This window comes from Maribacter corallii (assembly GCF_047345415.1).
GTDB lineage: Bacteria > Bacteroidota > Bacteroidia > Flavobacteriales > Flavobacteriaceae > Maribacter_C.
This window is the reverse complement of the sequence record NZ_JBLFEP010000002.1, coordinates 836,637-858,904: the sequence shown is the minus strand read 5'-3', so window position 1 is coordinate 858,904 and position 22,268 is coordinate 836,637. Positions and strand designations below refer to the sequence as shown.

Here is a 22,268-nt window from a genome sequence, read left to right as displayed (position 1 = left end):
TTGATTGTCTTTTTAAATATCCAACCTAAGCTATCGATACTTTGATTTAGGACAAGATCATTTTCAAACCATTTTTCATTCATTTTTGACTCATTAAAGCAATACACTGAAAACCAATAAAATGATACAATCCGATTGGACACTTTTAGAAGATATTAAACGAAAGATCGCTGAGCAGGCCAATCTCAATAACTCCAAGGAATGGTCTCAAAAAGACTTTGACTTTCTTTCCTTTTTCATTGAGGAGAAAACCGGTTGTCGGTTAAGTGTATCTACTTTAAAAAGAATCTGGTCCAACAACTATCAGCGCCTACCTCACATATCGACTTTAGATGCCCTGTCCAAAACGGCATTTGACAAAAACTGGCAGACCCTTAAATCCGCTTCCATATCAAATCGAGTTAAGATAAAGGGTGGTAAATCGAAGCGCACTCTTAAAGAACCTAAAAAGAGATTGAGAAAACTAGCAATGGGTTTGGTCGTCGTCATACCAATCATTCTTATCCTTATAGCAGGCACGAAGGAACTTCGAAAAATACGGAACGTCAAGTATGAAATAGCGAATGTGGCCTTTAGCCACAGAAAGACCATCGAGAACAAATTGCCGAATACGGTAGTCTTCTCCTATAACATTGATGCAATCAAAGCGGATAGTTTTTTTTTACAACAGAGTTGGGATGCTTCAAGAAGGGTACAGATCTTTAAAGGTGCGAAAGAACGTACTGATATCTACTATATTCCTGGGTATTTTACTGCAAAGCTCTTTGCTGATGATAAAATTGTCAAGGAAATGCCCGTTCACGTAATTTATGAAGATTGGTTCATGGCGGCAAGACAGCCAATGTCCAATATTGTGACATTCGACAAAAATCTTTGGTTAAGAAAAGACTATTTAGGTATCGCTACTAAAACACTCGGCACTAAAGGTATTGATGTCAATAAAGAATTCCAACTAGCCTACTACTATGTCAAAGATTTTGGGGTTGATGGTGACAACCTATCATATAAAACTTCATTTGCTATGGAACCCCTCGAAAGTGTGGATTGCCCCATGGCAAACTTCCACCTTCAGGGCACAAAGGGTTATTATTGGATTATGATCGGAAATAAAGGCTGTGGAAGTGAGGTTTACATTCGGATTGGAGATACTTTACATAACGGGAAAATACAGGACCTAACCCAACTCACAACCAATATATACCAATGGAATGAATTGGAAATCCATACTTCAAATAAGAATGTTCAATTAATATTGAATGGAACAGAAGTGTTTTCTACTTCGTATCAAGCTTCAATTGGTGATATTATGGAAATCAGCTATTTCTTTAATGGAATGGGTATGGTAGACGATGTTGAACTTAAAAATGAGCAAAGAGAAATCAAGTTTTTTGATGACCTTGAATCTCTTGATAATCAGTTTCCATAAAACTGCCGATAGAAGAAGTGGTTTTACAAAATAGGTAGAGTCCCATAATATGTTGGTTTTATAAGACTAGTTGAAAAATGGTCGCTTTATTATATACGAAGAGCGCTAATCTTTTAAGAACTCTTCTTTTACATAAGCTTTGGAAACCTCTTCCAAATGAGGTTTCCCAATGGGAATGCCATTGATTATCGATGCTCGCAAATAATACGTTTTTCCTGCTTCCAAGTTAATGTCTACCGTTTTTTGCTTAATACTGAATTGAGTCTTACCAGGTTTCAATTTTAACACTTCGTATCCTCCATTCTTTACCTTTGTAATGGTTTTTCCATTTCCCTTTAGATTAAAGACCCAACCAAATCCAATAAATTTTTTAGGTCTGTATATATGCACATAGGCAACCGCTTCTTCCACGTACTTGAAATACGTATTTCGATTTTCATTTAATGAGCCTAATTTAGTTCTTGATCGAGGTTTTGATTCAACAATTATGGGTTTTAGCTTCGCTGCCACTTTCATGGTATCCTTAAATTTACTCCGAAGTACTGGTAAATCTTTTTTAATCGTTTTTTGCTTGGGTATAGGGGATTCCATTTTTTCAATAGTCGTAGAGTCAATCGGTTCCATATTACTTTCCGTGGTATCGACTGGTACGGGGATGGCAATACGCTCAATCGGTTCCCCTGTTTGATTGAGTTTAGCATTATCAAAGTAGTAGAACAAACCTATTGCAACCAATATCAATAAGCCTATACTTAGATGCCAATTGTTACCCGAACCTCTTTTGATTTTAGGCTCGATTCTTTTCCATAGAGCTTCCTCATCGAATATGACTTCCGGTACCACATTCAATGTGTCTAGTTTACTTTTTAGCAAATGGTCAAATTCCTCTTCCATCATTTCCTTTTTGCCATAAATTCCTGCAACTTTTTTCTAGCCTTACTCAATTGAGATCTTGAAGTACTTTCCGTGATACTCAATTTCTGGGCAATCTCCTTATGAGAATATCCTTCTATAACACTCAAATTAAAAACTGTTCTATAACCAATTGGTAAAGATCGAATCAATCTATAAATGTCTTCTACTATCAAATCATCATCCCAAGACTGAACAATTTCAATTTGAGAAGTACGCTCTTGATCGGAAAACTGGACTTTTTGTTTTCGTAAAAACATTAAGCTTTCATTAACCATAATTCGTTTTACCCACCCTTCAAAGTTTTTTGCGTCACGGTATTCAACTGTTGAGAGGTTTGCAAAGACTTTAATGAAACCTTCGGATAGGATCTCTTCGGCATCCTCTTTCTGCTTAACATAGCGATAACAATGCATGAACATTTTTTGCGCAAGGGTTTTATAGAGTGTTTTTTGTGCACTTCTATTACCGCTCCTACATGCTAATACAATCTTTTCGCTAATCAAAAGAACTCAGATTATGATCAATTATTAAAGGAATAAACACTGTCGAATACTACCTATTCTAGTTTCAGTTCGGTTTTTGCGAAAGATTCAGTAACCTCTATCAGCTCAACATTTCCGACGAAACCATCCCGTATAAGGTAAGTTCTTAAGTAATAGCTTTTACCTGCTTCTAGATTCAGCTCAACTGTACGGTTTTTAATACTGAATTTGGTCATTCCTGGATCAAAATTTAGGGTTAAGTGTTTCCCATTTTTCACCCTTGCTACTTTTTCACCGTTGGCTCGAAGATTGAATACCCAACCAAAGCCAGCGAATTTAGACGGTCGATACACATGAACAACCGCACTTTCATTCTTAGGAGGGTTGATAGGGCCATTGCTAATTCCAAATAGGGGAATAAGAAATAGGGCTAAAAACAATACTAAGCATTGTGCTTTCTTTTTCATCTTTAATTTTTTTGATTTCTATTTTGACTAATTTTCATCTCACTATATACTATAATGCATTTCCATATAAATACGCTGCCTCGCACACCAAAAATATTTGACATGATTGAAGAAAAATGAATTTGTCAAGGCTATTACAAATACCAAAGAGGAAAATTAGTTGTTAACTTTTCGAAGAAAAGTGCTGTCTTATAAAACCGCCGTTTTACGGCCCCCTTTTTCCAGATCAGCGGACCATAGCTAAGAGCGTACCTTTCTTGGCCTTTTTTAGAAGTTTCGTTAATAAACCTATTACGGGACAGGTTTGCTTACCATAAATTTATCGTATAAAACAAAAGCGAACGAAATGAAGCTTCATGCCACAAGCCTCTGAGTTTACCAAAGCCTGTCTTTTTGCAGGTAAATCAAAGTCCTCGACCTAAATCTTGTCTTAAACTTTCCAAATCAGTTTCGTGTAACGCTTCAATTAATAGTGAACTGAACTTGGTCTAAAGTTGAAGGATAGGTTTAGTTATTTTAGAAAGGTCTTTAAAGCAGCTAATTATTGATGCTGCCGCTTCGCTTTTACTTTGAAAAAAAATAACACGTAAAATACCAATGCCCATAAGCCTAAGAAAGGGCCAAGATCCAATAGACCGGAATCTGACGGTGGAAACGGAAACGTATACAGATTAAATACCAGCAGCCCTAAAGCAATTAGGCTTCCAAGATATCCAAGAATACGACTAAAGCTCGGACTCCGCGCAATATTTAGACCGAATAAAATCCAAGCGATGCTGATAAATATATCAAAGACGATATCCATATAAATCTGAACTTTGTCAACCCCAGCAAATACGGTTCCGTTAAAGTGTTTTGACCCTTCGGGTAAATATTATATAGATAAAATGTCACAACTGTTTTAAAATATAGTTTTGACTACCAAAAACGATTCGAGTTCGAGTCCGATTACTGTCGACCCCAATTTCCACTTCAATTTTGTAGCTGGTTTTGTCCCAACCTATGTACAGAGGGTTTTCTCCAAAACTACAGGGCTTGGCTATTCCTCTTTTTCTGGTACTTAAAAAATGCTCGTGCTCTATGGGTTTGCCAGCTTCTATAATTTCCATTTTAAACATTGTAGTTGGATCACCATATTTTGCGACCATCAACTGATAAAGATTCTGATCAAATCCTTCTTCAAAACTAAATATGATATTTGTAATAATATTAGAACTGTCCGTTCGTATAACTACAAAATCCAATGGGATGCCAAGAAATTCTTTCTTGGCATCCCATTGATATGTTTTGCTATTGGGAATATCCACTTCATTTACCAATACAGTTCCATCAATTGAATCAATATTTTTTCCTATATACATATTGATTTCTGATTGCATCATCAAAAGAATAGTTACTATTAACATTCGCATACCCGCAATTTGTAAGTACCCCTGAAATGGAATTAGCTATGGTAAGTTTTGTACAATTTAGTTTATTTTCTGATTTGGAAAAGCTAGATTTTCCATATTTGATTCAAAATCTCGTTCGGCGCCATGTTTGGTAGAGCTTAATGAAGTCTTTTCATTAAACCGTTCTATCCCTTGTGTAACGCTTCAATTAATAGTGAACTGAACTTGGTCTAAAGTTGAAGGATAGGTTTAGTTATTTTAGAAACGTCATTAATACAGCTAATTATTGATGCTGCCGCTTCGCTTTTACTTTGAGAAAAAATAACACGTAAAATACCAATGCCCATAAGCCTAAGAAAGGGCCAAGATCCAATAGACCGGAATCTGCCGGCGGAAACGGAAACGTATACAGATTAAATACCAGCAGCCCTAAAGCAATTAGGCTTCCAAGATATCCGAGAATAGGACTAAAGCTTGGACTCCGGGCAATATTTAGACCGAATAAAATCCAAGCGATGCTGATAAATATATCAAATACGATATCCATATACGTCTGAACTTTGTCAACCCCTAATAGTATGGCTTTATTCAACTGCTTTGCCTCTTCGGATAAAGTACCCTGCATTACTTGTTCATACCACACCAAATTGCCTTGTTGAATCACTAAAAATGTGCATGCTATAGCACCACCTATGACTCCGAACAAAAAAGCAGTTTGCAAGGAGGCACCCAAATAGTCTTCAGACAGAAACCTATAAAGGCCCATAAAAGAGATGATCCATAGCAATGGGAATGCAAATGCAAATAGCCTGCTTACTGCATCGGGCAAGAATGAAAAGGCCGCTGAAGCAATATAGAGCACAATAGATAGGATCCCAGCAATCGCACCACTATATTCGATAGTATAATTTCGGTTTGAAGTTCGCATGTCTTCACAGTATTTTATTGAAAATGTGAGGAAAATCAAATTCCACTTTTCAATACTACATCATATAAAACACTGAACGAATCGGGAAAAGCAAATTGTGGTAAGTGGGGCCTTATTAGTGGCGAACGACCTAGGCTATTTTCTCAACCAAGGCTTTTTTATACGTTCTGGAAACAGGTAATTGTAAAGAGTCCGAACCGGTTAGCACTTCCACGAACTCGTTTACGATGTTGTGTTTTAAAAAATTTAAGTTCACAATATAAGATCGATGAATACGAGTAAATTGACTAAAAGACCCTAATTGGCCTTCAACCGACACTAAGGTTAATCGTATTAACGCTGACTTTAAACATTCCTTTTCGTCCAAGTACACTATCCTTACGTAATTGTCTTCAGACTTAAAATAAACGATTTTCTCCGGATACTGTTTAAATGGATATTTCCCCGTTGGGTTTAGTACTACCAATTCCTCGTCAAAATTTTTGCCGACCATAGTTTTAAAGTAGCAGTATTTGGCATGAAACGTATAGATGAAATAACTCAATCCAATAAGAACAATGGTAGCAAGCCAAATTTCCAAGTATTCCAGTAGATCAATACAAGACCAGTTGCAAAACGCAAGTCGTATGATCAAAATGGAATGTACCAAGAGAAAATTTTTGATAACAAAACCAAACAGACTAATTTTTTCTTTCTTTTCTGCCTTGGTATCCGCAAAGATCCGAGTGAAGAAATCCGTTGAATAGCTTATGAAGACCCATGTCAGGGCAAATACTAAAAGATAGCCACACCATAAGGCCAATGACAGATTGGTATCGCCTATTCCAAAAGGCTTGGCAATGAATAAAAAGCTCCAAACAAACGCCGCGGTTCCTAGGTTAAACAGAAGGTGGTTATTCTTTATTGAATAGTACCAATGATAGTATTTATGATTTGCGATCATTTTGTCCGGAATCGTTAGCTATTAAAAATACAACTACTCGTACAAATCGGCAGAATAATTCAATGGAAATGGACTTCCATTGCATCAGTCCATGTCAAAACATGAAACGTTTTCAGGTGCTTTCAAATAAAAAAGCCTCAGAGGTTGAAGTCTTCTGAGACCTTATTTAACTGTGATCGCGACAGGATTCACTTCGGTTTTCCTTCGCCCTCCCGCCTGAAAATAGAAAGTACCATCGCTCACGCGTTTATTTTTAATTTACTCCAGGAGTGCAAGGCTCGATGCCTTGCATCCTTCCATAAAATAAAAACCATCCACGGAAGGGTGGATGGTCTTTCTGCTTTAAGTGATCGCGACAGGATTCGAACCTGTGACCGTCTGCTTAGAAGGCAGATGCTCTATCCAGCTGAGCTACGCGACCAATTCAAAACATTTTGTTTCAAATGAGCGGCGAAGTTACTAAAAATATAGATTTTGTCTGTGTAAAATCGTTCAAAAATAGCTTACCCTTACATCTCATCGGTAGGCCTTCGCTACTTGACGCGAACTACCCAAACCGTCAATCCCTAATTCAACCACGTCCCCGGCCTTTAAATACCGTGGCGGATCGAAGCCCAAACCGACACCGAATGGTGTTCCGGTCGAAATAACGTCCCCGGGTAAAAGTGTCATAAATTGACTGATATAGCTGATCGATTCGGGAATATTGAATACAAAATCGGAGGTATTGCTGTTTTGCAACTGCTCCCCGTTGACGTTTAGCCAAAGATTTAGATCATGTGGATCCTCGATTTCGTCGGCCGTTGCGATAAAAGGACCTAAGGGTGCATACGTATCACAGCCTTTTCCTTTACACCACTGTCCTTCGCGCTCAATTTGCCAAGCTCGTTCACTATAATCATTATGGAGTACGTACCCCGCAACATGACCCATAGCTTCCTCTTCCGACACATAGGATGCCTTTTTGCCAATCACCACAGCAAGTTCTACTTCCCAATCGGTTTTTTCACTTCCTTTGGGAATGATCACATCGTCATTCGGACCTACTATGGCCGAGGTTGCCTTAAAAAAAAGCACTGGCTCTTTCGGAATTTGCATTCCCGCCTCTTGGGCGTGTTTTGCATAGTTCAGTCCGATACAGACAATCTTTGAAGGTCGGCACAGCGGCGCGCCCAAACGGGTATCCGCAGAGACCTTTGGGCAGTTCTCCCCATTTGCAGCCAGCCAAGTGGTCAACCTTGAAAGGCCATCACCACCAAAAAAAGCTTCATCATAATCCTGATCGAAAGCGGATACATCCAATCGTGTACCGTCTGCCAATTGCACCCCAGGTCGTTCATTTCCTTTTGTTCCAAATCGTATTAGTTTCATATCCTTCGTTTATCGTTATGCCTGTTAATTTCCATTTAGTTTGATGAAGCCGCCATCAATTGGATAATCCGTTCCCGTCGCGAAAGACGCCTCGTCGGAACAAAGATATAAGGCCAGATCGGCAATTTCCCCAGGGGTACCCATACGCCCAATAGGCTGCGTCTTAGAGAGCTTTTCAAACATTTTTTCTTCCTCTCCGGGAAAGTTGTTCTTCAAGTAGCCATCTACAAAAGGGGTATGTACCCTTCCGGGTGAAATGCTATTGCAGCGAATGTTATCTCCCAAATAATCTTTTGCGACCGAATAGGTCATGGTCAAGACAGCTCCTTTTGACATACAATAAGCAAATCGATCCCGTATACCGACGGTCGCTCCGATGGAAGCCATATTGACAATCGACCCTCCTTTTTCTTTCATATAGGGAATAACTGCTTTGATACAGTGGTACACCCCTTTCACATTGACCTGATAGACCTTATCCATATCGGCTCCCGAGGTGTTTTCCACATTTCCGATATGGGCTATTCCAGCATTGTTCACCAAAATATCGATCGCACTTTTTTGTCCAATCGAATTGACCGTTTCCATTACCTGATCTTCATTAGCCACATTGCAGGCATGGGCATGGGCATCGTCTCCCACCTCCTTTATCTCAGTGACTACCTCCTGGGCCTCTTCTTCCTTTAGATCAAAAATATGGACCACGGCACCATTGCCGGCCAGCGCCTTGGCTATCGCCTTTCCTATTCCACTGCCACCCCCGGTGACAATAGCTGTCTTGCCTGTTAAATCGAATTTCATTGGGTTCTCTTATTTGGTATCTAAATATAGTTCAGTTTTTTGGAATGGAATCGGATGTTTGAAATGAAGCTTGCACTTCAGGATCAATCCCTGTTTCAATTTGAAGGTTCGGGTTTCTCTTTTGAAAATCGAGGAGTTTTTCAGACGACACCTCCGTATGCCATAGGTACAATTTCTGAAGTTCGCCCATTCGCTCAAAAACGGGAATGCTCTCATCACTAATTGCCGTGCTGTAAATTTTAAGTGTACGCAGCCTTGAAAGTACCTTTAGGGTATCCACCTCAACATCCGTTAACGGCGTCTGGTCGATCTCAAGCCATTCTAAATTAGAACAGGAGGCAATCAGATTTACCTCCTCTTGGGCGAGGGGCAAACCACTGACATCCATTTGAATTATGTTCTTGGCTATCGGGCCCAGATCTGTCAATTGTTTTGTATCATAAATCGGAGACTTGTACACGTTGATACTTAAGGCATTGATTCCCCCGGCAATACGACGGATAGTCACATAATCGGAGCTCAATCCAAGCAAGGTACTATCGGCCACCACGGGTAGTGCTGTCCAGCGCTCCATGGGGTCTGGTTGTATCAGTTGTTCTATGTATTCCGCTAGGGGCTCTGAAGGTTGAAGGTGTTCTAAACGCAAGGTATCGGATGCTCCCAGGGCAATCCATCGTTCAAGAATCTGGATTTCATCGGTATCCAGGGCACGTTTCCCTTCCGGAGGCATGTGCTCTTCATCCTCGAGCGGTAAATGTATTCTGCGTATCAATTCACTTTCCTCAGGATGCCCCGGAATTAGGGTATTACCCACCTCACCACCTGCTAGCAAGCCTTGTAGGGAGGTCATCAGCAATTCTCCTTTCTTTTTATTCGGATTATGACATGAGACACATTTGTCATCTAGAATGCGACCTACGACATCCTTATAAATAAAGGGATTCTCAGGAATCTTCTCCGCTCTTTTCTTCACCGGAAGGGCTAGGAAATCCTCTCCGTGCGTTACCATCCCCCCATAGTGGCCCGTAGCAAAAACAAGGCCGACCACTACTGCCTGAAGTACTTTGAATACCATAGATCCGTTCAAATTCGTCCGTTGCATACCGTACCAAAGTGCGGCCAAAATTCCTAAAGCGCCACCTAACCATTGATGCCAAAATAAGAGGTCGCCCTTCTCCCCCATCTCCTTCCCGAGAAAAAAACCTGAAATGGTCGTTACCAGGGTCAATACAACGGCAGAGGAGAGCAATACTTTGGGAATCATTCGTCCGGTAAGCCCTAGAAATGCACAGATCAGTAAAAGCACAATCGGAAAGTGGAGTATCAAAGGATGCCATCGCCCGATCCACGCTACCCATATCGGCAGCTCGATGAAGGACTCGAAAATAAAGCAAAACACAAGAAACAACGAAAGTCCAAAGACGACGTAATCAACCCATTTGTATTGCGAGGTGTTGGTCATACTATGCCAAAAGGTCTTTAATGACATTACCTGCTACATCGGTCAGGCGAAAACGACGGCCTTGGTATTTATAGGTGAGTTGTTCATGGTCCAGACCCATCGCATGCATCAAGGTTGCATGAAAATCATTGATATGAACCGGGTTCTCGATGACATTATATCCGAATTCATCGGTCTTGCCATAATTGAGACCGGGTTTGATTCCACCCCCAGCCATCCAAATGCTAAAAGCTTTGGGGTGATGGTCGCGACCATAGTTCTCAGGGTCGAACTTGCCTTGGGCGTAGTTTCCCCTTCCGAACTCTCCTCCCCAGACGACTAAGGTATCGTCTAACATTCCTCGTTGTTTTAAATCAAGCACGAGTGCGGCAGAGGCCTGGTCGACATCCTTGGCCTGACCGGCCATTTCATTGTGTAGGTTTCCATGTTGGTCCCAACCTTGATGGTACAATTGTATGAAACGCACCCCGTTTTCGGCCAATCTTCGGGCCTGCAAGGCATTGGCGGCATAAGTACCCGGAACCTGGCAGTCTTCTCCGTAAAGGTCGATAATCGATTGTGGTTCCTTGGAAATATCCATCACATCAGGTACCGACATTTGCATACGGTATGCCATTTCATATTGGGCGATGCGCGATTCGATTTCATCATCACCGGTTTCGACATGGTGTAATTTGTTCAAGGATGAAACGTGATCCAAAAGATGACGTTTGTCCGCTCTTGAAATTCCTTCGGGGTCATTGAGATAGAGTACCGGGTCTTTTCCCGAACGCAACAATACGCCTTGATGTTTGGAGTCTAAAAACCCACTAGACCATAATTTAGAGTAGAGGCCTTGACTGTTTCCTTTACCTCGTGAGGTCAAGACCACAAAAGAAGGAAGGTTTTTGTTTTCGCTGCCGAGTCCATAACTCAACCAAGAACCCATGCTGGGTCTCCCCGAAATTTGGCTCCCTGTTTGAAAAAAGGTGATGGCGGGATCGTGATTGATCGCCTCGGTATGCATGCTTCGCACTACCGTAATCTCATCGGCTATTTTTGCAATATGGGGGAAAAAATCGCTGACCCAAGTTCTACTTTCCCCGTGTTGCTGAAACCTTATTTTAGGGGGCATCAACGGAAACTTATCTTGATTGGCCGTCATATTTGTCAACCGCTGCCCCTTGCGAATGCTCTCCGGCAAATCTTCCCCCATTCGTTTTCGTAGGATGGGTTTGTAATCAAAGGTTTCCAATTGCGAGGGCGCTCCGGCCTGAAACAAATAGATGATGCGCTTCGCTTTTGGCGCAAAATGCGCAACGCCCAAGGGTTGTTCCAATGCCAATTGTTGCGCACCTTTCTTAAACAGATCAGGAATCAATAATGATCCGAGTGCCAACGAACCAATACCTACACTAAGTTGTGAAAAGAAATGCCTACGATTGACTTTAAGTGGATTTTCCGATGCCTTTTTTTCTTCGTCCATGTGCCTATTCTTTTGTAATGGTTTCGTCAAGGTTATAGATTACCTGTGCAGTTAACATCAAAGCTGCCGTTTTTGCGGGGTCGACATTCAACTGTTCGTATTCTCCGACGGCAATCAGTTTTTTGGCATCTTCCATATCGTCTTGATATAGGGCAACGGCATCATGATAGTAATTGTTCAAAGTCATGAACTCTTCTTTTTTTGGCGATCGCACCAAAATACGTTGAAATAGTTCTTGCACTATCTCGGCACTGTCATTTTCCGCTGCTACGAGCCGCTGGGCCAAGACCCTGGCCGCTTCTAAAACCTGAACGTCATTCTGAAGGGCCAAGGCCTGCAAAGGAGTATTCGTTTTTTGTCTTCTAACTTCACAGAAATCCCTTGTTGGCGCATCGAATATGGTCATTGTCGGCGGGGGTAGGGTACGCTTCCATAAGGTATACAACGAACGTCTATATAGGTCTTCACCACTATCTTGTACATATTTTGTGAGTACCCCCCTATTCTCCCCGGCGTTGGTTTCCGCCCATAGGCCCTTAGGCTGGTATGGCCTCACGCTAGGGCCGCCTACCTCGGCATTCAAGAGGCCGCTCGATGCCAATATGTAATCTCGGATCATCTCACCGCTCATTCTAAACCGCGGCGCTCGTGCAAGAAGTCTGTTCTCGGGATCCGCTTTTTTGAGTTCTGGCCGCAATTCCGATTTTTGTTGGTAGGTAGCGGATAACATGATTTTTTTCAGGAGGTATTGTATATCCCAATCGTGTTCCATGAAATCGACTGCCAACCAATCCAAAAGTTCAGGATGCGTGGGTAAACTTCCCTGTACGCCAAAATCCTCAACAGTTTCTACCAATCCCCGGCCGAAGAGCATTGCCCAAATACGGTTCACGAAAACGCGGGCGGTCAACGGATTGTTTTTATCGAACAGCCATTTTGCGAGCCCTAAGCGATTTCTTGGTAGTTCATCACCAAATGGAAAAATAATGTCCGGAGCGTCGGCGAACACCGAATCGGTTGGCTGATCGTACTCTCCACGGTTCAAAATGAAGGTTGTTTTGGGCGCCGAGTCGTTCATGATCATAACATTGATACGCTGATCGGAATCCATATTCACGAAATCGAGTACTCCTTCAGTCTCCTCCGATGTCAGGGTAATATAAGGTGGGTCTGCAAAGAATTTTTCGTTCTTGGCCTGAACGGCATCCATTTGCAACCCTTTCTCGTCTACTTGATTGAAAAATGCGAACAGTTCAAAATAGTTTTTTTGGGAAATAGCATCGTACTTATGGTCGTGACAACGTGCACATTCCAAGGTCAATCCTAATATTCCCTTCCCTAAAGTATTGGTGCGATCCAACACGTAATTGATGCGATATTCTTCTTGTATCACCCCACCCTCTTGGGTAATGGGATGATTGCGATTAAAGGCCGTTGCCAAAAGCTGCTCTTTGGTGGTGTTGGGTAGCAGATCTCCAGCCAATTGCCAAGTCAAAAACTCATCATAGGGCAAGTTCTTATTGAATGCATGTATGACCCAATCGCGCCAGGGCCACATGGTTCGGTAGCTATCATCTTGATATCCGTGGGAGTCGGCATATCGGGCTACATCGAGCCAAGATTGCGTCATACGCTCGCCGTAGGCCGGGGTAGAAAGAAATCGATCTATGGCCTTTGGAATGATTTCTTCGGCAGGAAGGGCCATTAGCTCCTTCGTCTGGTCAATTTGAGGCGGAAGACCGGTAAGGTCAAGGCTAATTCTGCGAATCAAGGTTTCCTTGGATGCTTTTTCGGAAGGTTCTATCGCGTTTTCCCTTAGTTTGCGAAGTATAAAACCATCGATTTGGTTTTGACCCCAGTCCGATCCTTCGATTTTAGCGACTTCCTTTTTCTTTGGGGAAAGATAGGCCCAGTGCTTTTCAAATTTCGCTCCTTGCTCGATCCACTTTTTGATCAATCGCTTTTCATAGGAGTTCAAGCTTAGCTTAGAATCGATTGGGGGCATCAATTCATTCGGGTCGTCCGTAATCATGTGCGTATACGCCTTGCTCTTTTTGGGATTTCCCGCAACGAAAGCATATTGACCCGGACTTTCCTTCAATTCCTCCAAAGCCGTTTCTGCGATATCGAGACGCAAGTTTCCTTTTCGTTTATTGGCATCCGGTCCGTGACAGGTATAGCAATTATCGGACAGGATCGGTTTAATATGAAAATTGTAATCTACGGTCTCGGGCAGAGACATACTGGTATAGGCATCCGTGCTACGGTTAAACAAACCGGATGTTGATGCGTAAAGCAAGCCTATCAAGGCGGCAAGTATGATTACGATATAAATTGTTTGTTTCATTGATCCTATATGTGTGGGAACTCGCTTATCTCCTAAATTTACTTCTTTTTTCACAGCTATCAGGTGCATTGATTAGAGAAGACCAAAGGAAGGTGAAAGAACTACTCTTTTTTAAAAACCAGATCGAACTTGACCGTTACCTCATTACCCACGACTACCTGACCGAACATCGCTGTTGGCGGTTCAATTTGAAAGTCCTTGAGAGCGATACGATGTTCGCCAATCATCGTAACGGAATCATCAGAAAAATTGGTTGTCGTGGCGATTTCCACATCTTGCTCATGACCAGCGATAGCTAACGTACCTGATAGCAAGCCTTCCTCTTTGGCCTCTTTTAAACTAAAACCGACTTTCGGGTGTGCGTCTTTCTGTAAAGCCGCATGCATCTTCTTATCCATGGTAGCGCCGCGTTCACTTTTGATAGCGCCCACGGCAACTTCTAAGGTAAGTTCTCTTGGAGCGTTTTCCTCCACCGCAACCATTCCCGACATCGTATGGGCAGTGACCGTCCAATCATGAACTGTCGAGGTACCATTTATAGTAAGTTTGCTCTTCTCGCTCAGTACGTAAGTATCTTGGGTGAACCCAGTGACCACTGAGAAGGTCATTAATAAGGTGACTAGTATTTTTATCATTTCAATAGATTTGATAGGTTTTATAAAACCGGTATTCCGGGCCTTGGAATTCGATAATTGCCATCTTCAAGGGGCGCGTTTGGCATTTTCATGTTCCAAGCGAATTCCTTGGGCACTATTCGAAGATTAGAGGCTTTCGCCTTTTTCAAATCGATGACTTGTCCAGATTCAATGGCCATTCTACCGAGTATGGTCGTCATGGTGCTTTCCGCTCCGTACTCCGTATTATTGACGTATGGTCTTTTTCCTAAAATTGCGCCTAAAAAAACATCTTGTTCAATTTGCGATGATGAGGGGTCGTCCTCATCGCGGTAGCGCCATAGAACCTCGCCATTATTGTCGATAATCTGAAGTCGCTCGTCGGCCCTGGCCTTACTCCCTTGAACATTAAAACCCAACCGATTGTCACAGTTGTCCATTTGACGGCATTGCACATGTAACTTTGTGCCATCTGCATACCTATATTCGACATAATGATGGTCAAAAATCTCACCATTATCGGGTCCATTAAGCATTGCTCTTCCCCCCATTCCACTTGCACTGATGGGGAAGTCTTCTTTTATCCAATTTATCACATCGATCTGATGTATCGCCTGACCTGCCAATTGACCGCCCCACAACCAATTGAAATAATGCCAGTTACTGATCTGATATTCCAGTTCAGTTTGATCGGGTCGTCTTGGGTGAACGGTCGCCTTCCCAACATTATAATATACATCCATAGAAAGAATATCCCCGATTTCACCTGCATGGATCTTATTGACCATCTCATTAAGTCCGATTTCAAATCGGGACTGAAGACCCACGACCACATTCAACTTTTTCTCCGTAGCATTTTTGCCAACTTTAATCACCTTTCTATACCCTGGCACATCAACTGCCAGAGGCTTTTCCATAAAGACATGTGTTCCTGCCGCAATGGCATACTCGAAATGTTCAGGTCGAAACCCTGGTGGCGTTGCAAGAATTACGGCATCACAAGCATCGATCACATTCTTGTACGCTTCCAATCCTAGAAATTGCCGATTCCCCGGAACATCTACTTGGTTCGAAAACTCTTTTGAGATCAGCTGCAAGCTCTTATCCAGCTCATGCTTGAAAACATCACCCATAGCCACTAATTGAACAGCCTTTGATGCTGTCAACGCCTGAAAAGCCGCACCCGAGCCACGTCCTCCACAGCCCACCAGACCCAATTTAAGGCTTCTTTGACCTAGATTATCGGTACTTGACAAAGAAGGCAGGTGACCAAAGACCACGCTTGCCGCCAAAGTCTTTGAAGAGTTTTTAATAAAAGTCCTTCTCTTATTCTCTTTCATCTATAGACATTTACGGTAGCTATCCTATTCATCCAACACGGTTTGCCAGAATTTTTTTTGTGCTTCGGGTGACGGTTGCTCTGCAGGACTCACCAAACGAAAACCTACGTAGTTGGAATCGGTAAACCACCAAAAACTCTTCGGTATCTGTGGATCTCTTTTTTGGAGCTTCGTGGTCGAACCGGTTCTTGCGGCAGAACGTAGTTTATCGGCTTCATCATCCCAAGAACCTCCTCTATAAACTCTAGGATGGATGACCATGGGTGTAGCCCACGGATTTTCGCTCCCCAGGGTTTCGTAGGCGTCTTCTTTATATTCATCCATAGTCCATTCCGCTGCATTACCGTGCATGTCGTATAATCCCCAGGCATTCGGTTTTTTAGTACCGACCTGGGCATAGGCATTGTTGGAGTTTTTACGATAGACCGCATAGTCGTCCAACAGGCTTGCGTCTTCACCAAAACTATAACTTGCCGTACTTCCGGCTCTTGCCGCATATTCCCATTCCGCTTCCGTTGGCAGTCGATAGAATTTTCCGGTAACCGTACTGAGCCACTTACAGAAAACAAGGGCCGAATAGGTTGACATACTCACAGCAGGGTAACCGTCTTTCCCCATACCATAGGAAGGGTCTTCGTATGGAGGACTAGGCCTTGTAATTGCATCTATCTTCACCACCTTTTCATCGTCCAATTTTACGAAGAGCTCCTTGTTCTGTTTAAAAAATAATTCGAACAACTCCCAGGTAAGTTCGTATTTGGCCATATAGAAAGCGTCTAGTTCAACTTCACGTTGTGGGCCTTCATCTTCCTTTCTGTTCGATTCCGAAGTTGGGCTGCCCATTAGAAAAGTACCCTCTGGTAAGGATATCATTTCAAAGGTCAATTCCGTTCCCGGAACGGTTTGAACATACACTTCACTTTTTCCGGCATCCGAAGAGACTTGCGCATCGACCTCCCCATCTTTACTCATCTCCTTTTTTTCAGAAACTTTGACTGTCGATTTACAGCTCTGAAAAAAAAACAATGGGGCCATTAAAAGAAACGTTGACCGAAATATTTTTGCGTAATCGATGTACATCGGAGTAGATTTTCCTTAAATGTATTAAATAATTCATCAACGATGTCCCTTGATATTCAAAGGAATTCGTTACAGTAGAAACTTATCACAAATTATCCTAAATTTGAAATACTTCATTGTAAATCGCAGAAAACCAAAATTGGAGAACGTCATGAAAATCTATTTTTCCTTATTCGCTTTAATCCTAATGAACTACGTCGGCCACGCGCAGCGAGAAATTGTGGTGGAATTGAAATCTTTTACGGAAATCAAGGCCTTTGATCGCATTCGTACCGTTTTGATCAAGAGCAATGAAAATAAAGTGGTCATTACCGGAGATGACCAAGATGATGTCAACGTTTCGGTCAAAAGTGGGCTTCTAAAAATCAAGATGGATTTTGAAAACCAGATGGACGGAGGTGACGTAACCGCTACAGTGTATCATACCGAACCATTCACACTTATCGATGCCAACGAAAATGCGGAAATCACCTCAGACGATACGATTTTAGGAACAGAGGTCAAGTTGGCAGCGCAGGAAGGGGGCAAAATAACGCTCAAAGTAGACATAGAGGACCTCTATGTAAAATCAACCTCGGGAGCGGCAATCACGCTGACCGGAAAAGTGAGAAAACAAGAAGTAGTGGCCAATGCCGGAGGAAAAGTGTGGAATGAGGACTTAAGTACGACGGAAACGAAGGTTACGGTAAATGCCGGAGGAACCGCAAGAGTTCATGCTACTGACAAAATGGAAGCCAAGGTAAGGGCGGGTGGCTCGATTTATGTTTATGGCAATCCGAAAGACTTAAAACGAGACAAAATCTTTGGCGGGAAAATAAAGGTGATGGACTAAGCCTGGGGAGACTTCTTTTTGCACGGTAAAATCAAAAAGCCATCAGTGCTTTTCTTCTTCGAATTTGGTGTCCGCCATTCGAGATCTGCTCAACGACGTATTCGAATACTTACGATCCAAAAGATCATTGTCGCTATCAAAGGCAATTAATTCTTTGCTACGGATGTTTTCGAGCCCCCTGAAGGTTTCAAATTTATTACCCTGTAGTTGAACAAATTTCAGTTTCAACAACCCTTGTATACTATTGGGCAATGGACCCTCGAATGCGTTATGCGAAAGTACCAACTCAAACAAGCCGTCCATGTTCGAAAAATCGATATTAATTTCCCCTTCGAACCGATTTCCCATAAGGCCTAAGATTTCAAGCTGGGTAAGCTTTTCAATTGATTTGGGTAATGTACCGCTCAAATTATTACTTGAAAGGTTCAAAATGCGAAGATTTTTTGCCAAGCCAACGGTTTGGGGTATCGATCCATCTAGAAAATTATTGAAAAGATTCAATTCCTCGAGTTTCGACCAGTTCGAAAAGTCCCAAGAGAGGTCACCTTTAATCGTATTCATTTCCAATTTTAAGATCCGCAAGTCCCCTAATTCGGCAAGCGTTCTTGGCAACAAGCCCGTAATTTTATTAAACGAAAGATCGAGCACTTCTAAATGTTGTAATTTTTTTAATGTGAAGGGCAAATCTCCCTGTAAATTATTTTTAGAAAGTTTAAGGTGAACTACTTGGTTATTTTCGACATACACGCCGTACCATTCCTTAACTGGCGCATCTAGATTCCAAGAATTGGTCCATTCCGCTCCATTGGTAGCCTCAAATAGATCTACTAGGGCCGATCTTTCTTTTTTACTGATTTGGGCTTCAACCTTCATAACGAGGAGAAAGGCAATAGAAATCGCGAGATTACGGGATATACGATTCATGCTAATGGCATTTGTCTATAAGATCGGTCGGTTTTTAATCATTATAAAATCTCAACTTTTGCCCCTTGGTTTGGGTTCTTCTCATAGAAATTGTATTCTTCTAACGAACAATTTCCCCTTTTCTGATAAAATTTTGAAGAAATTTACTTCAACTTCCTAAAACCCAATGAGGGGCACTCTCGCACCCCCCAAAACCAAACTACTAACTAGAAAAAAGAATTACTACTTCCTTTACGTTAAACACTTTCTGAATTAATCATCAACATTTCTTGGTATTGCTTTCGATGAGACCAAGGGTCGTTCACCTTACTTGTTGAAGCTGATCAAAACAAATGAAAAGCGACACCTTAAGTTTAGGATCTTTTCAAAATCTGGTTAATTGGCCAAACTCAGCCTTAAATGCCCCATTTGGCTAATCTTTGGCCAACACCAGTTTTATTTTTTCATTTCTTCAACTTTCATATCCCTACTATTAATTATGGTCTTCAGCGAATTTGGTATCGGCCATACGAACCTTTCGATCCGAATAGGGTCCGTACAGCCCTTTTTTATCGATTCCGTCACGGATATCGTCAAATTCGAACAGTGCGAGATCCATTTTAGCCGGGATATTCTTTCTTAAATGGTTTTTATCAAAGTTATTGTTCTGCAGCTGTACCACTCGTAAGCTCGCTATTGTGAATACTTCCATGGGAAACCTGCCCGTTAACTCATTGTGCGACAATACGAGCATGTTCAGTTTCGATAGTTTACCCAGCGCTTTAGGTACAGCTCCGGTAATCCTATTATCTCCCAATTCTATGCGTTCAAGGGATTTAAGGGTACCTAAAGCATCAGGTATCACTCCTGTAATTTTATTGTTCGAAAGGGATATCACCTTTAATTTCCGTAAATCGCTTATCTCTTCTGGAATTTCGCCGCTAATGCCATTGCTAAAAAGGTCAAAGACGACGAGGTTTTGTAAAAGTCCTATGTTTTCGGGAATGCTGCCGACCAACCTATTCTTAGCAAGTCGCAATACCATCAAGCCTTTCAATTCGACAATGGCTTCTGGTAAAGTTCCACCAATAGCATTGAAAGCGAGATTGAGAACTCTCAGATTTTTCAAATTTCCTATCGAACTAGGGATTTCACCAGAGAGGTTATTGTTCATTAAACTTATAGTGACTACCCTCTCGTTTTCCAATTCAATACCGCTCCAGTCGGAAACGTTTTTCGATAAATCCCAGGTAGTCTTCCAGTATTCGCCCTGCGTATTGTGATATAAGTCGATGAGCGCCTGCTTTTCTATTGCCGGTACTTTTCCAGAGACAATATTCAACGCTGTCAACACTATGCCTATGTACACCAGTTTGTTCATCTATTTATGTACTAATTCATTATTTTATAAGAATTACCTTACAAATAAACGAGTTTTTTAGTATATATTGCAAATAGTATCGATGAATTATGCCAAATTGGGCTTGATTTGTTGTGAAATACAGGAAAAGTGTTGTAAAAAATAATCTACATCGTGGCGATTATTATTGAATATTATCCAGTTCAATACTCAATTGCTCCCATTTTTTCATTTGTTCCTCCAATTTCTTTTTCTTTTTCTGATACGTATCGAAAAAGTCTGGCGCTGCAATAGTCGCATCATAATCCATGAGAAGCTGGTGGTCAATTTCAGCGATTTCCTTTTCCAAGGATGCGATATCGCCTTCAATTGTTCCCAATTTGTTTTTCAAAGACTTCTGTTTCTTCTGCTCCTCAAAACTATTGGGTTTCTTTTCAGCCTTTTCATTGATGGCCTTGGATTCGGTCTTTTTTTCAATTCCCCTAAAGTCTTCAGCCTTTCGCTGATCCAGGTAGAAATCAATATCACCAAGATATTCTTTTATCTTTCGGTCCTTGAATTCATACACCTTGTTGGTAAGGCCTTGAAGAAAGTCCCTATCATGGGAAACAAGAATCAGGGTTCCCTCAAAATTTTGAAGGGCCTGTTTCAAAACGTGCTTTGATTTTATATCCAAGTGGTTCGTAGGCTCATCCATAACCAACACGTTAAAGGGTTGCAACAACATCTTCGCCAGTGCCAAGCGGTTACGTTCACCCCCTGAAAGTACTTTGACGTACTTATCTACTTCATCTCCCCGAAATAGAAAAGAACCCAAAATATCCCGAACCTTGCTTCTGTTCTTTTCGTTGGCCGCATCGATCATCGTATCCAATACCGTTTTTGAACCCTCTAGATATTCCGCTTGATTCTGAGCGAAATACCCCAGTTGTACATTATGCCCCAATTTAAAATGCCCTTCATAATCCAGCTCTTTTACTAAAATCTTGGCCAGTGTGGATTTGCCTTGTCCATTTTGCCCCACAAAGGCTGTTTTGCTATCCCGTTCAATCAGGAGGTTGATGTTGTTCAAAACATGATTATCCCCATAATTCTTTGATAGTCCTTCGATTTCCGCGATGACCTTACCCGGCGTAACGGAAATAGGAAACCGAACACTCATCACGCTCGTATCGTCTTGATCGACTTCAATGCGCTCGATTCGATCCAACTTCTTGATGAGTGACTGCGCCATAGATGCCTTGGTCGACTTTGCCCTGAACTTCTCGATCAACCGTTCCGCTTGTTGTATTTCTTTTTCTTGATTCTTTTGGGCGTTCAATTGTTGCTGCTTGATCTCGTTTCGCAAAACCAAATATTTCGAATACGGCTTGTTGTAATCATAAATACGCCCTAGGGATATTTCAATGGTACGATTGGTCACATTGTCCAAGAACATTTTATCATGCGAAACAATGACCACCGCCCCGGAATAATTACGAAGAAATTGCTCAAGCCAAATAATCGATTCAATATCCAAGTGATTGGTCGGTTCATCCAACAGCAGTACATCGTTATTTTGCAACAGTAGCTTCGCCAATTCAATACGCATTCTCCAACCACCGGAAAAAGTATCGGTCTTTTTCTCAAAGTCGTTTCTCCTAAATCCAAGGCCCTGAAGAATCTTTTCGGTCTCCCCTTGATAATTATATCCGCCCAAAATTTCATAGTGGTGCGTCACATCACTGAGGTCTATCATCAATTGATTATACCCTTCACTTTCGTAATCGGTACGTTCGGCCAATTGGGTGTTGATTTCATCAAGTTGCAATTCAAGTGCCTTGATTTCCACAAAGGCTTGGTATGCTTCTTCCAAGACCGTTCTCCCCTGTTCAAAATCAATATCTTGACGAAGAAAGCCGATTTTCACATCCTTCTCTATGGCAATGGTTCCCGAATCCAGTGGCATATCTTTTGAAAGCAATTTTAGGAGGGTCGATTTGCCCGCTCCATTTTTTCCAATGAGACCCACACGGTCTCCACCGTTCAATCGAAACGATATTTCCTCAAACAGATATTCCCCACCAAATGAGACGGAAAGATTATGGATATTTAGCATTCTTTGTGACGATTGTTACATTAAAAAACGGCTTGAATCAGTA

General features: G+C 41.7%; 19 protein-coding genes and 1 tRNA gene. 2 read left to right on the top strand and 18 right to left on the bottom strand.

Features of this window, described 5'->3' with window-relative positions:
- The first annotated feature begins 121 nt into the window (after positions 1 to 121).
- On the top strand, positions 122 to 1,426 hold the full coding sequence (locus tag ACKWCA_RS09050) for a hypothetical protein (protein WP_413977857.1): 1,305 nt from the start codon (positions 122 to 124) through the stop codon (positions 1,424 to 1,426).
- A gap of 105 nt (positions 1,427 to 1,531) precedes the next feature.
- Here the strand turns inward: ACKWCA_RS09050 and ACKWCA_RS09045 are convergent, their stop codons facing one another.
- The 15 genes from ACKWCA_RS09045 to ACKWCA_RS08975 form a co-directional block, all read right to left on the bottom strand.
- Positions 1,532 to 2,320 carry a DUF2846 domain-containing protein gene (locus ACKWCA_RS09045; protein WP_413977856.1) on the bottom strand — a complete coding sequence of 263 codons (789 nt, stop codon included), beginning with the start codon at positions 2,318 to 2,320 and terminating at the stop codon, positions 1,532 to 1,534.
- Positions 2,320 to 2,844: an RNA polymerase sigma factor gene (locus ACKWCA_RS09040; RefSeq protein WP_413977855.1), complete on the bottom strand. Its 525-nt coding sequence runs from the start codon at positions 2,842 to 2,844 to the stop codon at positions 2,320 to 2,322. The genes ACKWCA_RS09045 and ACKWCA_RS09040 overlap by 1 nt, the downstream gene beginning before the upstream one ends.
- A 53-nt stretch (positions 2,845 to 2,897) precedes the next feature.
- Entirely contained in the window at positions 2,898 to 3,290 is a 393-nt protein-coding gene (locus tag ACKWCA_RS09035; protein WP_413977854.1) for a DUF2846 domain-containing protein, read from the bottom strand.
- 890 nt (positions 3,291 to 4,180) lie between these two features.
- Positions 4,181 to 4,672: a hypothetical protein gene (locus ACKWCA_RS09030; RefSeq protein WP_413977853.1), complete on the bottom strand. Its 492-nt coding sequence runs from the start codon at positions 4,670 to 4,672 to the stop codon at positions 4,181 to 4,183.
- 292 nt (positions 4,673 to 4,964) lie between these two features.
- The gene (locus ACKWCA_RS09025; RefSeq protein WP_413977852.1) at positions 4,965 to 5,609 is read right to left on the bottom strand and encodes a hypothetical protein; all 645 of its coding nucleotides are present in this window, start codon (positions 5,607 to 5,609) and stop codon (positions 4,965 to 4,967) included.
- A gap of 130 nt (positions 5,610 to 5,739) precedes the next feature.
- Positions 5,740 to 6,552, bottom strand: coding sequence for a LytR/AlgR family response regulator transcription factor (locus ACKWCA_RS09020; protein WP_413977851.1), 813 nt, complete (start codon positions 6,550 to 6,552; stop codon positions 5,740 to 5,742).
- Between the two features lie 347 nt (positions 6,553 to 6,899).
- A tRNA-Arg gene (locus ACKWCA_RS09015) sits at positions 6,900 to 6,973 on the bottom strand.
- Between the two features lie 95 nt (positions 6,974 to 7,068).
- The gene (locus tag ACKWCA_RS09010) at positions 7,069 to 7,923 is read right to left on the bottom strand and encodes a fumarylacetoacetate hydrolase family protein (protein ID WP_413977850.1); all 855 of its coding nucleotides are present in this window, start codon (positions 7,921 to 7,923) and stop codon (positions 7,069 to 7,071) included.
- Between the two features lie 24 nt (positions 7,924 to 7,947).
- A complete protein-coding gene (locus tag ACKWCA_RS09005) occupies positions 7,948 to 8,724 on the bottom strand; it encodes an SDR family NAD(P)-dependent oxidoreductase (protein ID WP_413977849.1) in 777 nt (258 codons plus the stop codon).
- A 31-nt stretch (positions 8,725 to 8,755) separates the two neighbouring features.
- A complete protein-coding gene (locus ACKWCA_RS09000; protein WP_413977848.1) occupies positions 8,756 to 10,213 on the bottom strand; it encodes a c-type cytochrome domain-containing protein in 1,458 nt (485 codons plus the stop codon).
- The gene (locus tag ACKWCA_RS08995) at positions 10,188 to 11,651 is read right to left on the bottom strand and encodes a DUF1501 domain-containing protein (protein ID WP_413977847.1); all 1,464 of its coding nucleotides are present in this window, start codon (positions 11,649 to 11,651) and stop codon (positions 10,188 to 10,190) included. The genes ACKWCA_RS09000 and ACKWCA_RS08995 overlap by 26 nt, the downstream gene beginning before the upstream one ends.
- 4 nt (positions 11,652 to 11,655) lie before the next feature.
- Positions 11,656 to 13,998: a PSD1 and planctomycete cytochrome C domain-containing protein gene (locus tag ACKWCA_RS08990; RefSeq protein WP_413977846.1), complete on the bottom strand. Its 2,343-nt coding sequence runs from the start codon at positions 13,996 to 13,998 to the stop codon at positions 11,656 to 11,658.
- Between the two features lie 101 nt (positions 13,999 to 14,099).
- On the bottom strand, positions 14,100 to 14,633 hold the full coding sequence (locus ACKWCA_RS08985) for a YceI family protein (RefSeq protein ID WP_413977845.1): 534 nt from the start codon (positions 14,631 to 14,633) through the stop codon (positions 14,100 to 14,102).
- 20 nt (positions 14,634 to 14,653) lie between these two features.
- On the bottom strand, positions 14,654 to 15,952 hold the full coding sequence (locus ACKWCA_RS08980) for a Gfo/Idh/MocA family protein (RefSeq protein WP_413977844.1): 1,299 nt from the start codon (positions 15,950 to 15,952) through the stop codon (positions 14,654 to 14,656).
- Between the two features lie 24 nt (positions 15,953 to 15,976).
- The gene (locus ACKWCA_RS08975; RefSeq protein ID WP_413977843.1) at positions 15,977 to 16,924 is read right to left on the bottom strand and encodes a formylglycine-generating enzyme family protein; all 948 of its coding nucleotides are present in this window, start codon (positions 16,922 to 16,924) and stop codon (positions 15,977 to 15,979) included.
- Positions 16,925 to 17,183: 259 nt separating this feature from the next.
- On the opposite strand from ACKWCA_RS08975, the gene ACKWCA_RS08970 reads away from it, so the two are divergent.
- A complete protein-coding gene (locus ACKWCA_RS08970; protein WP_413977842.1) occupies positions 17,184 to 17,864 on the top strand; it encodes a head GIN domain-containing protein in 681 nt (226 codons plus the stop codon).
- 42 nt (positions 17,865 to 17,906) lie between these two features.
- On the opposite strand, the gene ACKWCA_RS08965 is transcribed toward ACKWCA_RS08970, so the two are convergent.
- The 3 genes from ACKWCA_RS08965 to ACKWCA_RS08955 form a co-directional block, all read right to left on the bottom strand.
- Positions 17,907 to 18,788 (bottom strand): leucine-rich repeat domain-containing protein, encoded by an 882-nt coding sequence (locus ACKWCA_RS08965; protein WP_413977841.1) that lies wholly within the window; start codon positions 18,786 to 18,788, stop codon positions 17,907 to 17,909.
- A 472-nt stretch (positions 18,789 to 19,260) separates the two neighbouring features.
- On the bottom strand, positions 19,261 to 20,148 hold the full coding sequence (locus ACKWCA_RS08960; protein ID WP_413977840.1) for a leucine-rich repeat domain-containing protein: 888 nt from the start codon (positions 20,146 to 20,148) through the stop codon (positions 19,261 to 19,263).
- A gap of 163 nt (positions 20,149 to 20,311) precedes the next feature.
- On the bottom strand, positions 20,312 to 22,225 hold the full coding sequence (locus tag ACKWCA_RS08955) for an ABC-F family ATP-binding cassette domain-containing protein (RefSeq protein WP_413977839.1): 1,914 nt from the start codon (positions 22,223 to 22,225) through the stop codon (positions 20,312 to 20,314).
- Positions 22,226 to 22,268 lie beyond the last annotated feature (43 nt).